Origin of the sequence: Streptococcus suis, from assembly GCF_002964575.1 — a bacterium.
Taxonomy (GTDB): domain Bacteria; phylum Bacillota; class Bacilli; order Lactobacillales; family Streptococcaceae; genus Streptococcus; species Streptococcus suis_R.
This window is the reverse complement of the sequence record NZ_POQQ01000084.1, coordinates 91,270-103,497: the sequence shown is the minus strand read 5'-3', so window position 1 is coordinate 103,497 and position 12,228 is coordinate 91,270. Positions and strand designations below refer to the sequence as shown.

13 protein-coding genes, 1 tRNA gene, 1 other RNA gene and 2 pseudogenes are annotated in these 12,228 nt (G+C 44.3%); 4 read left to right on the top strand and 13 right to left on the bottom strand.

Features of this window, described 5'->3' with window-relative positions; genetic code table 11:
• Nucleotides 1-6 precede the first annotated feature (6 nt).
• The 6 genes from C1E58_RS10675 to C1E58_RS10650 form a co-directional block, all read right to left on the bottom strand.
• A complete protein-coding gene (locus C1E58_RS10675; RefSeq protein WP_105210319.1) occupies nucleotides 7-723 on the bottom strand; it encodes a DUF554 domain-containing protein in 717 nt (238 codons plus the stop codon).
• A gap of 3 nt (nucleotides 724-726) precedes the next feature.
• Complete coding sequence (locus tag C1E58_RS10670; protein ID WP_105210318.1) at nucleotides 727-1,473, bottom strand: 16S rRNA (uracil(1498)-N(3))-methyltransferase; 747 nt, start codon at nucleotides 1,471-1,473, stop codon at nucleotides 727-729.
• 1 nt (nucleotide 1,474) lies between these two features.
• Nucleotides 1,475-2,428, bottom strand: a complete 954-nt coding sequence (gene prmA, locus C1E58_RS10665; RefSeq protein ID WP_105210317.1) for a 50S ribosomal protein L11 methyltransferase — start codon at nucleotides 2,426-2,428, stop codon at nucleotides 1,475-1,477.
• A 50-nt stretch (nucleotides 2,429-2,478) separates the two neighbouring features.
• The gene (locus tag C1E58_RS10660) at nucleotides 2,479-2,751 is read right to left on the bottom strand and encodes a hypothetical protein (RefSeq protein WP_153045612.1); all 273 of its coding nucleotides are present in this window, start codon (nucleotides 2,749-2,751) and stop codon (nucleotides 2,479-2,481) included.
• A gap of 88 nt (nucleotides 2,752-2,839) precedes the next feature.
• A complete protein-coding gene (locus tag C1E58_RS10655) occupies nucleotides 2,840-3,310 on the bottom strand; it encodes a DUF3013 family protein (protein ID WP_105144081.1) in 471 nt (156 codons plus the stop codon).
• A gap of 111 nt (nucleotides 3,311-3,421) precedes the next feature.
• Nucleotides 3,422-3,751, bottom strand: a complete 330-nt coding sequence (locus C1E58_RS10650; RefSeq protein ID WP_044676747.1) for a MazG nucleotide pyrophosphohydrolase domain-containing protein — start codon at nucleotides 3,749-3,751, stop codon at nucleotides 3,422-3,424.
• A gap of 69 nt (nucleotides 3,752-3,820) precedes the next feature.
• Here C1E58_RS10650 and C1E58_RS10645 point away from each other — a divergent pair, with 69 nt between their 5' ends.
• From C1E58_RS10645 to C1E58_RS12645, 4 genes and pseudogenes are all read left to right on the top strand, one after another.
• Entirely contained in the window at nucleotides 3,821-5,101 is a 1,281-nt protein-coding gene (locus C1E58_RS10645) for a replication-associated recombination protein A (RefSeq protein ID WP_105210316.1), read from the top strand.
• Between the two features lie 71 nt (nucleotides 5,102-5,172).
• A non-coding RNA gene (gene ssrS, locus C1E58_RS10640) (6S RNA) lies at nucleotides 5,173-5,366 on the top strand.
• Between the two features lie 7 nt (nucleotides 5,367-5,373).
• Nucleotides 5,374-5,446 (top strand) — tRNA-Lys (locus C1E58_RS10635).
• 218 nt (nucleotides 5,447-5,664) lie between these two features.
• Nucleotides 5,665-5,833: pseudogene (locus C1E58_RS12645) on the top strand (transposase); the annotation flags it as partial.
• Nucleotides 5,834-5,952: 119 nt separating this feature from the next.
• On the opposite strand, the gene C1E58_RS10625 reads toward C1E58_RS12645, so the two are convergent.
• The 7 genes and pseudogenes from C1E58_RS10625 to C1E58_RS12525 all read right to left on the bottom strand — a co-directional run bounded on the left by C1E58_RS10625 (nucleotide 5,953) and on the right by C1E58_RS12525 (nucleotide 11,979).
• A complete protein-coding gene (locus C1E58_RS10625; RefSeq protein ID WP_153055839.1) occupies nucleotides 5,953-6,807 on the bottom strand; it encodes a hypothetical protein in 855 nt (284 codons plus the stop codon).
• A gap of 16 nt (nucleotides 6,808-6,823) precedes the next feature.
• Complete coding sequence (locus C1E58_RS10620; RefSeq protein WP_161951310.1) at nucleotides 6,824-8,539, bottom strand: trypsin-like peptidase domain-containing protein; 1,716 nt, start codon at nucleotides 8,537-8,539, stop codon at nucleotides 6,824-6,826.
• A 331-nt stretch (nucleotides 8,540-8,870) separates the two neighbouring features.
• Nucleotides 8,871-9,256 (bottom strand): annotated as a pseudogene (gene tnpA / locus C1E58_RS10615) (IS200/IS605 family transposase).
• Nucleotides 9,257-9,415: 159 nt separating this feature from the next.
• Entirely contained in the window at nucleotides 9,416-9,988 is a 573-nt protein-coding gene (nrdG, locus tag C1E58_RS10610; protein ID WP_105210313.1) for an anaerobic ribonucleoside-triphosphate reductase activating protein, read from the bottom strand.
• Between the two features lie 15 nt (nucleotides 9,989-10,003).
• Nucleotides 10,004-10,495, bottom strand: a complete 492-nt coding sequence (locus C1E58_RS10605) for a GNAT family N-acetyltransferase (RefSeq protein WP_105210312.1) — start codon at nucleotides 10,493-10,495, stop codon at nucleotides 10,004-10,006.
• 1 nt (nucleotide 10,496) lies between these two features.
• Nucleotides 10,497-11,843: a bifunctional metallophosphatase/5'-nucleotidase gene (locus C1E58_RS10600; protein WP_105210311.1), complete on the bottom strand. Its 1,347-nt coding sequence runs from the start codon at nucleotides 11,841-11,843 to the stop codon at nucleotides 10,497-10,499.
• A 1-nt stretch (nucleotide 11,844) separates the two neighbouring features.
• Complete coding sequence (locus tag C1E58_RS12525; protein ID WP_105118664.1) at nucleotides 11,845-11,979, bottom strand: hypothetical protein; 135 nt, start codon at nucleotides 11,977-11,979, stop codon at nucleotides 11,845-11,847.
• Nucleotides 11,980-12,228: the final 249 nt, after the last annotated feature.

Genomic DNA, 12,228 nt, shown 5'->3' with positions numbered 1-12,228 from the left:
TTTTTCTTATGCAAAATAGCTCCAAATCACCGCAATGAGAATAGCTGGCAACATGTTGGCCACGCGAATTTTTCGCTCCCAAACAATATTAACCCCGACACAGAAGATGAGGACGGAGCCAATAAAAGAGAGATTGGTAAGGGCTTGAGTCGTCATCAGAGGCTCAATCAGGCGCGCCAAAAGAGTGACCGAGCCTTGAAAAATCAAGACCGGTACTGCGGAAAATCCTGCTCCCTTACCCAGACTTGCTGTCATGATAAAGATGATGATAAAGTCCAGAATGCTCTTAATGGCGAGGAGGGTATAATCCCCCGTCAAGCCGTCTTGGATAGAGCCGATAATGGCCATGGCACCGATACAGACCGTCAGGGATGCGGTTAGAAATGCATCTAAAAACTGAGAGTCCTGACCATTGCCAGACTTTTCACGCAGCCAGATACCCAAGCGCTCAAACCAACCTTCGATATGGAGCACTTCTCCTAAGAAAGTACCGAAAGCCAGACTGAGCACAAAGAGCAGGGTGTTCTGGGTGACCAGTTGACCACTTTCCACTCTTAAAAGACCTGTCAGCGTTCCAGAAATCCCTAAAAAGAGAATAGCAACGCCGCTGGCCAAGGTTAGACCAGACTGATGCCGTTCTTTCAGTAAATGTCCAAACCAAGACCCTAGCAAACCTGCTAGGGCAATGGCCACCGTATTGATAATCGTTCCTAAGGCAAACATAGACTACCTCAACAATTCCGTCGCGTAGCTAATTGCAGAAAGGGCGTAGAGTGGAGCCGTCTCCGCTCGTAAGATACGAGGACCTAGACCCGTTTTAACCGCTCCTGCTCCTTCAAATGCGACTACTTCCTCAGGCGACACGCCACCTTCTGGACCGACAATGACAAGGACTGATTGGCCAGCTTCTAAGCCAGATAAGATTTTCACTAGATTAACTTGTTCGCCTTCTTTGGCAGCCTCTTCGTAGGCTAAGATAATCTGGTCAAATCCTGCCAGCTGAGCTAGGAAATCCGCTTTTTTCTCAAACAAGCGAACAGCTGGAATGCGATTGCGTTTGCTTTGCTCGGCTGCTCCTTGGGCAATTTTTTCTAACTTTTCTGCTTTTTTTGCCAGTTTTTTACCGTCCCATTTGACCACAGACCAATCCGCTGGAAAGGCCCAGAGGGCTGTCATGCCTAACTCTGTTCCCTTTTGAGCGACAAATTCGAGCTTATCTCCCTTGGGAAAGCCCATGGCAATGGTAACGGAAACGGGTAATTCAACATTATCTACCAGTTCTTCGATGATTTCAACAGATTGGCTCTGGCTATCTACTACCCGCGCCAAGCGTTTAATCCCATCGTCAAAGACCAGGACAATCTGATCATCTGCCTGCAAGCGCATGACAGAAAACATATGCTTGGCAGTGTCCTTATCGCTTATCTGGAAAATGCCCTGCGGTGCTCTGCCATTGACAAAATACTGCTGCATCCTAGCCTCCAATCACACCTGAACGATCAGCGGTCTTCTTAAAGACGCAGCAATTCCACTCGCCCTGAATCATGTGGGTCTCAAGGAAGAAGCCAGCCGCCTCCGCGGATGCTCGCACCATGTCCCACTTGTCCGCGATGATGCCGCTCATAATCAAGTAGCCCTCGTCCTTGACCAGACGGTAGGCATCCTCGGTCAGATGGATGAGAATGTCCGCCAAGATGTTGGCAACGATGACTTCTGCTTTAATGTCAACGCCACGAAGCAGGTCGCCCTCTGCGACATGAATATTGCTAGTATTAGCGTTAAGGTCAATATTTTCCTGAGCTACACGCACCGCCACCTCGTCCAAATCATAGGCGTAAATCTCCTTGGCACCCAAAAGAGAGCTAGCAATGGAAAGGACACCTGAACCTGTACCGACGTCGATGACCGTTTCACCACCACGCAGGACCTGAGAAAGAGCAAAAAGGCTCATCTTAGTGGTCGGGTGGGTCCCCGTACCGAAAGCCATACCTGGATCTAAGCGGATAATTTTCTCACCAGCCGTCGCCTCGTAGTCCGTCCAAGACGGCACAATGGTCAAATCGTGGGTAATCCGGGCTGGCTCATAGTATTTCTTCCAGTTGTCCGCCCAGTCTGCCTCTGCCAATTCCTGACTTTCTAAGCTAATCTGACCTGTTTCCAAGCCAAATCCTGTCAAATCCGCCAAACGAGTCGCCAAGTCTGCCTTAACTTCCTCAATATCCAAAGTGTCAGGATAATAAGCCGTAATGGCAATCATATCCGACTGCTCCACCTCGGGATAGAGTTCGCCGAAACGGTCCTCCTGTCCCACATAGTCAGCCGAGTCGCTAATGGCCACCCCCTGACTGCCCGTTTCAATCATGAGATTTGAAACTGCCTCTTCTGCATCACGATGCACGTGAATCGTTAATTCTTGCCATGAGTTCATGTTTGTTTTAACCTTTCTTACTACGAATCAATCTATTATTTTTTTGAATTTCATCCTACTAAACTCCACTTATATCCATCTGGGTCAAACGCTACGACACAACCATCCCAACTATAAGGATAGCTGGCCTTTTCAAAAGGTCCTATGGCATATTGATAACCGCGTCCAACATTTAAAACAAATTCAGCCCCTTGACCAAGTGGTGCAGCCATTTTCTCCAGTTCTTCCTTTGTTCCCTGACGAATCCGTAAAATAATGGTATTATTGGAGCCAAAAGCATAACAGACAAGACCTTTCTCGAACGATTCGTAAACAACTGTCAATTGTAGTAGATTTTCGTAAAAAACTCGTGATCGATTCAGTTCTGAGACAAGTAGCAGCGGAGCAATATTTCCAATTTCATATACCATCTCAATACCTCGGATATGGGTAAAATTCCCCTTCCACCAAGTCTGCTCTGCCTTTTTCAAAAGCCTCTCCGTCCCAAGCAATCGCAAATTCTTGGGCTTCTGGGTCCGCCAAAAAGTCCATGAGGTCATCTAGGCCTTGGTCGGCGGTGTCCTTGAGAAAACCTGCGAAGTAGGTCAAAAACTCTGCCGAAAAGCCCTTCTTGGCGTCAAATGGCAGAGCGACCAGGTAGTCTTCCTCGTCAAAGCGAGACTTGTCCTGGTTGTAGAAAAGGATATACTCCTCTAGAAAAATATCCTCAGAAGACGCATTGCCTTCGTCGTCCACCGTTTCAATCCCAGCCGCATTTTGTGCTTCTAAGATGAAAGCCAACTCAACAGCATGATTTTTCTTGTCCCAGTTGAGCTCGTAATCATAAGTAAAATGTTTGTCCAGTGCCGCTTCCAGCACATCTAAAAAGCCATGTTTCGCCATTCTATTTCCTCTTTTCTATATAGTCTTTTAGTTTACTTTTAGTACTAGGCAACGAGCTGTAGGCTGTACTGAAGTACGGCAAAGCGAGTTAACGACGTAATAAAAGAAAAACTAAATGACGATAAATTCCAATAAATTTATTTCTCGACCATATTTGACGGAAGCCCACTTGTCTTTCTCCAAAATGGACTTGGTTAAATCTAGTTGATTCACCGCTGCTAAGGCTACAGCATAGTGAATAACGTCAGCTAATTCTTCTGCCAGACGAGCAGAGCTGTCGTCTTCGCTATCCATCATCTTGCGGCCTGCACGTTGATTCAGTAGCTCTGCCACTTCACCAATTTCTTCCACTAATTTCATAAAGAGACTTTGCTCTGGAACTGTCGTCCCATAGTGGTCACGCAAGTATTCTTCCAAAACACTCACCGTTAACTCCGCCATCTTCGTTTCTCTCCAAATCCTAAAATTGTAGTATAATGATTATACCATAAATGCACTGAAAGGAAGCCTATGCCAGCCAATCTCGCCCTTCGTATGCGGCCCAAATCCATTGATGAGGTCATCGGTCAGGAACATCTGGTCGGTCCTGGAAAGATTATCCGCCGCATGATTGATGCAAATATGCTGTCGTCCATGATTCTCTACGGTCCGCCGGGGATTGGCAAGACCTCGATTGCGTCCGCCATTGCTGGCACAACCAAGTATGCCTTTCGGACCTTTAATGCTACGACCGACAACCAAAAACGCCTGCAGGAAATCGCTGAAGAGGCTAAGTTTTCCGGTGGTCTGGTTCTCCTGCTCGATGAAATCCACCGCCTCAACAAGACCAAGCAAGACTTCCTGCTTCCTCTCTTGGAGAATGGCAATATCATCATGATTGGGGCAACGACGGAAAATCCATTTTTCTCTATTTTACCCGCCATTCGCAGTCGGGTGCAGATTTTTGAATTACAACCCTTGAAAACCAGCCACATCCGACAGGCCTTAGAACTGGCTCTGACTGACAGCGAACGTGGTTTTGACTTCCCAGTCACCATTGAGCCTGAGGCTCTGGACTTTCTGGCAAATGCGACCAACGGGGACCTTCGGGCTGCCTACAATTCACTGGAACTAGCTGTACTTTCGACCAAGGAAAGTGAGGGCAGTCGTCACATTGATCTGGACGCTGTGGAAAATAGCCTGCAAAAATCCTACATCAGTATGGACAAGAACGGCGATGCCCACTACGACATTCTCTCAGCCCTGCAAAAATCCATTCGGGGTAGCGATGTCAATGCCAGCCTCCACTACGCCGCTCGTTTGATTGAGGCGGAAGACCTGCCTAGTTTGGCCCGTCGCTTGACCGTCATTGCCTATGAAGACATCGGCTTGGCCAATCCAGAGGCACAAATCCATACGGTGACCGCCCTTGAAGCTGCCCAGAAAATCGGCTTTCCAGAGGCACGCATTTTGATTGCCAATGTAGTAGTCGATTTGGCCCTTTCTCCCAAGTCCAATTCTGCCTATCTGGCTATGGATGCAGCTCTGGCTGATTTACGGAAAAACGGCCATCTGCCTATTCCAAATCACCTGCGAGACGGTCATTATGCTGGTAGTAAGGAGCTGGGAAATGCTATTGGCTACCAGTATCCGCATGCCTATCCTGAAAAATGGGTGGACCAACAATACCTGCCCGATAAGTTACTGACTGCGGACTACTTCACCGCCAACGACACCGGCAAATACGAGCGTGCCTTGGGCATGACCCAAGAAAAAATCAGGCATCTAAAACAGAACAAGAAAAAAAGTTGATAACGTTTTCATTTTTTGCCGATTTTCTCTTGATTTTTTTAAAAAATGTGGTAATATTAAATCATAAATAAGAACTGCTGTGGTATACGAATTCATACCTATGTGTTGACCGACTATTTTTGTATTACTAGGGAGACAAAGATCTTTTGGCAGTATGCAGGCTGGTACACCCAGAAGCAACTAAGTCAAAAACACGTCACCCACCTGCTTCTAGCGTGCGGGATCAATACAATTCATGAATAACCGGTACCAATACAGCATTTTTATTTTGCCCTTCCTTAGCTCAGCTGGCAGAGCAGCGGACTCTTAATCCGTGGGTCGTAGGTTCGATCCCTACAGGGAGGATTGGTTGATATGAGGAAAGTCTTGATTTATCAAGGCTTTTTCTCGTTTTGTTTATCAATAAACTCTAACACAAAGAAAAAGAGGCTGGGCAAAAACTAGTCGCTCACATATAAAAAACGAGCAATTCCAATTAGGAGTTGCTCGTTTTCCATTTCATGCTTTATAATTATAATAACGACAAAACAACTAGAAAGGCATGAAAATGTATAAACAACAGAGCCCGCATTTATGCCAAACGCAAGGTGGATGTCGAACCTGTATTTGATAGGATGAAGGGTGTTTTTGGCGTGCGCAGAGTGCATGTCAGAGGTCAAAAGGTGGTTGAAACTGAGATAGAATTCCTCCTAATGTGCATGAATTTAACGAAATTGGCTACGAAATTAGCCCAAGATAATAGAGACAAAAATAAAAAACACAAATAGTTCGGCTAGATTTCATCAAAATTAGCTTGAATCTATCTGTGTTTTTTATTTACTGGCTAGTTTTTGCCCAACCTCTTCAATTTATTAACTTCCATACCAGGCAATGCCTTCATAACGCCAGCCGCGTGTTGAAAGGATATCTCTTTCTACTTCATTTGTGGTGTAGAGGTGTTTCTTAACCCCTTCGTGATAAAGACGATAAATTTCTTTATCCCCTTTGGAACGATAAGCTATACCTTCTTGGTTCCAGCCTCGACTGACTAAAACAGCAAATTCATTCACATCACGTGTGTATAGATGAACTTTTAATCCAGGATGATAGAGACGAAAAACAGGATCTCCCTCCGTATTGTGTGATAACCATGCAATTCCCTCCTGCTCCCAACCTCGTGTAGCTAATACATTGTATTCATTGCTATCCTGAGTATAAAGATGGACTTTAAGATTTGGATTGTATAGGCGGTAAACCTCTGTACTTAGGGGATTCTCTGTTACTATAATATGAGTCTTAACATAATCAGGTACGACAGTGGGATAAATTCCAGCATTAACACGCACAATTCCATGCTTATCAAGTTCCGCTTCAAATTCTGGGCTTTCATTGTACTCAGATCGACCATGAACCCATAAGGTAACTTGACCAGGTCCGATAGCCTGCCAATTCCCTTTCTCATCTATGCTTATTACACCAAAATCGCTCAACTTATACTTAAAAGCATACTCAAAATCTTTAAATATACTATTTTGATTCGGACGAATCTGTCCTGAATCTCCAACAACTAAATTTCCCTTTGGAATTGTATTCCTATCAAAATATATTTCAGAAGGAAGATAGTCATAGGTCTGTTCATTGGCAAAAATAGATGTTGCATTCATCGGCGATAATCCTACTAAGGAAAAAATTCCTACTAGCAATAAAATAAATGTTCTTAATTTCATATTTATTTCTCCTGCCTTATTCAACATTCCATGCAACTCCTTCTTGCTTCCAACCATGTATGCTTAAGACATTGTACTCATTTTTATCTGAAGTATAGAGATGAACTTTTAGTCCTGAATTATACAAACGATAAACTGGACGCTTACCAGAAGAATGGAAGATAACACCCTCATATATCCAGCCACTTCTCACTAAAACATCTCTTTCTCTAACATCCTTAGTTAATAAATGTTTCTTAAGACCAGAATGGTATAAACGGTAAATCGGGACACCTGATGTATCTGTTCTCCAAGAAACACCCTCATATATCCAACCACGGCTACTTAAAATATCTACTTCGTTCTTATCTTTTGTATATAGATGGTATTTCAAACCATCATTATATAGGCGGTAGGTTGGTACAGAGGCTGATATACCATCACCAGTCTTTCTATTATGAAGTGCAACATCAATCAAGCGCAACGCATCCTGATCAATTTTTCTACCTGTATTAGCACCATACTTTTGTAAATATTCTTCTGTGTATTCACCTTCTATTTTAGGCTCAGCAACATTGATTGCGACAATTCGATTTTGTCTATCCAGTACTGGACCCCCACTATTTCCAGAGAGCGTATCATTTTGATAACCTATTATCTTTCCATCAATACTTTTAACTTTTCCTCCTGATTTGTGCATAACCACTCCTCTATCCTGAGGATAACCAATAACTGTGATATCATCGTTAATAGCTAAGATAGAGGTTACTGGGAGAAAACCTACAGAAGCAATCGAACTATCCAAAGTCACTACTGCAATATCTTCATTAGCTTTTGTACGTGTATAACCTAATGTAGCATCATCTAAATAACTAGTAAAAAAATGATAGGTAGAACCAGTAAACTTATTGTACGGATATTTATTACCATTTTGTGCAGGAGCAACCATTATTTGGTCATACGTCTCATTTGTTCTAAAGTCTCGAACTACATGAGCTGCTGTCAATACCTTGTTTGGAGCAATCATAACACCACTTCCATTCCAAGTGGCCAAACCATTTACTACTTTATATACAGCTACAACTTTTCTATATGGATTTACTGTGGTATTTTCAATAGGAATCATATTATCTGAACCGAAAATCATAGTTGGAGCATTTGAACCGTCAACTTCATTAGTATCAGATACTCTCACAGAAGATTCCATTGAAGAAGGCGTTGTCTCCGAAAGAGATTCTACAGCATCGTTCTCAATCAATGACCTCCTTGAACTTGATTCTAGCCCCTGCTCACTTTCTTCTACTGTAACTTCCCAAACAACTGAAATCTCATTAACATATAGTTCAACTGGATTTATGACTAACTCTTCTTCAAATTCCTTCAAATGTTCACTAGATTCATTAGGAAAACTTGGATAAACCTTCGTTATTCCAGCTTTATGAGCTGTCCAATTACCTTGGCTATCAAACGAAAGAATAGAGGAATCCTCCACTTTCATATCAAAAGAATAGTTGAAATCTTTTAAGGGGGAATCTTGAGGACGACGAATTTGCCCACTTTCGCCAACCTTTAATGTTAGACGAAAAGTACCTTCTTCATACTCTGATCCTCCTTGACTTTCAAACTTAGGTATACTCTCTGTAGCATAAACTGGCTGACTGCTTGTTAAAGGTGATAAATTTTCCGATTCTACTATGATTGTGCCAATTAACAATATTAAAAACGCAATACTTCTCATTATCTTATAATGCATAGGTACCTCCATGTATCATCCCTTTGTTTATTCAAATGTTTGGTCTGCCAACCTATTTATTTATACTCTATCACTCCACCTCCTGAACCTTTTATAATGATATTATAACATATAAAAATAAAAAAAGAAAGCGTTCTCTAATCTCGGTGTGCTTACAAAAGGAGGCTGAACAAATGCCTCCAATCGCCGAAGTAATGAAAGAGAAACTAAATGACAATCAAAACCACTAGTCAAACTGGCGGTTTGTTCTGCGGCTATAAGCCGCTTGATCCGGCCAGGGCCAAAGGCCCACTGAAATAGCTTCCTCGCGCACCACTTTCCCGATCAGGTGCTAAAGCACCATCAGTTTTTTCATGTTGGTTTCCCCTGTAAATGGGGCAACCGTTTCAAACAAAGTGAGCTGGTCCGCTACCCTATCTTCTTGTAATTGGTTCTGTATGTATTTTGCTATCACTTTTTGATTGCGTCCAACCATATCCACATAGTAGCCTCTACACCAAAACTTTCTATTCCCATAACTAACATGTGGATGTGATCAGGGCAAGCATTAGCTTCATGGATAGTGACGCCTTTTCGTTCACAAAAATCTCGGATAATCTTTCCGATACTAGCCTCTTACTTGCCGTAAATGATTTGACGACGATATTTAGGCGCAAAAACTAGATGATATTTACAATTCCAGCGAGTATGTGATAAACTTTCATTATCCTCTCTCATGAGGTACCTCCTATTTGATGTGATGTAGTGGCGGGGAAACCACTTCTATCTTATCACTTTGGGAGGATTTTTTAATACCTCGCTAGAAGCTCTACTGAACCACTAGCATAGCTAGTGGTTTTCAGGGGACAATAAGCCCGTACATGAGAACTGTACGGGTCATTTTTTTAATTTATCCCATAAAATCACTCGATTTTCCTGCAATGACTGCTGGACATCAATGATGCGTTGATTAGAGGAGCCTCGGAATTGCAACATGAGATTGCGTTTGCTTTTGTCATAGCGGCCGTCTACGAGAATGTCCAACTGGCTGAGCAGTTCTAGTTTGTCTGACGTTTCCAGCATCAATTCTTCCCATGTGTAGCCTGTCCAGGACCAAATATCCTTGTCTGGCAATTCCGTCCGCACCCGCTTAACGAGAGGGAGGACCGTACCTGTATTGAGAAAGGGCTCTCCGCCCAAGAGGGTTAGACCCTGCACATAGGGCTGGGCCAGGTCTGCTAAAATGCGGTCTTCCAGCTCCTTGGTGTAGGGAATGCCGGCCTTGAAGGACCAGGTGGCGACATTGTAGCAACCAGGACAGTGAAAGAGGCAGCCGCTGACATAGAGGGAGCACCGCACGCCTTCGCCATCCACAAAATTAAAGGCCTTGTAGTCCATAATCCGTCCCTGACTGAGTTCTTCACTCTTCCACTCGCCTGGCTTGGGATTGTTCCAAGTCTGTTCCGTCATAGCTGCCTCCTTCTCTTAGTCAATCCAGTAACGCTCTACTCCTTCTCTGATATCTTCTAAGCTACCACCACATGCTACAATCGTTTTGCGACTAGCCTCATTGTCTGTCGAGCAGGTCACGAGAACCTTGGTGATATTTTTACTAGCCGCCTCCTGCAAACCAAGTCGCAGCTGGTCCTTGGCATAGCCCTTTCCTCGCTCGGTCGGGCGAATGGAATATCCGATATGACCGCCTTTATTGAGCAGGAAATCGTTGAGCCGTAGGCGTAGACTGAGAAAACCAAGGGCTCGACCAGTCTGGTCAAATGACACATATTGAATGGAAGGAACAAAACCGTCTGGCAGATTGAGACCTGCCTCATAGTCTCTGTTTCTAAAAATCCATTCTTCAAAGTCGACATCTTTAGAGATAAAGCCTCCGTCCATAGCTGAGCCTGCTTTTTCAAACTCCGCTAGCATATCCAAAACCGTTTCCTTATCTGCTAGTGTTGGTCGTCGCAATTCCATACTATCCTCCATACTGTCTTTTGAAAAATTCACTAATGATGTCCGTATCCAGTCCTAAATCCTGCACAATTTCTGCCTTGTGGAAATCATCATAGTTGTCCTTGCCACTCCAAACAAAGGAATTAGTCACAATCTGATAGATCTTATCTGACTCGACTGCTCTGCCATTGACCACAAAACCCTCACCGTCTGGGACAATGCCCCACATCTGAGGGTGGAGCCCCGTCTTGAGGCTAGCCACCAAATCGCTACCCTTGATCGCAACCAAGAGCACACGCTTAGAAAAGGGCAGGACCTTGACCAAGTCCGAATAGTAAATCGGTCCCGCCGACAAGGAAGCCCGAATGCCAAAGCCATTGATGACCGCACCGTCCGCCTGCAAGCCCAGCTGACCAGCCCGCTCAAAGAGAGCCTGGCAAATGACGGGAGCTAGACTAGACAGGCCTTGACGAATGCTATCTCGCTCTCCATCTAGTGCCTGAGGTAAAGTCGCTATCGGTTGGGAAAAGGCTGCGTCCCGTTCCGATTTCATCTGGTCGATAACGGCCTTGACCGCCCTGTCTTCTTGGGTCAGTTGCTCCACCTCAATCAAGTCATAAGCCAGGACTTCATGTCGCCCGTCTGCATAACACCGCAGGGATAGATGACCGACAAAGCGACCGTATTGACCAGCCTGGCAAATGCTGACGCCGCCTACCTGACTTGGTTCTCTCAAAATCGTGTGAGTATGCCCACCCAAAATCACATTGACTTCTGGAAAGTCCTGGGCAAAGGCAAGATCTTCATCGTAGCCCAGATGACTGAGTAAAACCAGATGAGCCTGTGGATTCTGACTCACAATCTGGTCCACCAATCGCCGCAATGCCTGTCGTGGATCCTCAAAAAGTACCTTGTCTGACGGTGAGGCAACCTCCTGGGTTTCCAAGGTGGTCAAACCCAAGACATACAAGGACTGCCCATTCATATCAAATTCTAGGACATCCTCAAGTGGCACCAATTCATCCGCCACCTCCTCGTCACGGTAGCAGAGATTGGAAGACACAATTGGAAACTGGGCAAAGTCATCCAAGCGACTGAGCAGTTCATCTCCGTGGTCAAATTCATGATTGCCCAAGGTCATGGCCTGGCAACCGATACGATTCATCAACTCGATTTCCTTGATTCCACGGTACATATTGAAAAAGATATTGCCCGAAAACAGATCGCCACTGTCAAAGACAAAAGTCGGAATACCTTTTTGCTCATTGCGAGCTCGAATATCCGCAATCAGCTGGGCTTTCTTTGGAAAATTCTCCATGTAGGAATGCATATCATTGGTATGGAGAATGCTGATATCTGTAAAGTCCATACTATTTCTTCTTATTCTTAGCTTGCTTGAGCAATTCCTGCACACGCGACTTCTTGTCCTGCTTCACATTGGAATGCTTCTCGTGATAGCGTGCCACCAAGGCCTTGCCCTTGTCGTCTAATTGGTATTTTCCCATTGTTCTTTCTCCTTTTTATGTAGTCGTTCACTTTACTTTTAGTACTCGCTTCAAAGGTTTGGGGAACCTTTGAAGACTGGAAATAGGGCGAACTGCGTTCGCCTCAAAAGCTGTAGGCAGTACTGGCGTACGGCAAAGCGAGTTCAAATAATCGTGGATTATTTGAAGTTGGAAATAAGGAAACGAAGTTTCCTCATACGTCGACGTAATAAAAGATAAACTGGATGACGATGAAATAGCAGAGCTATT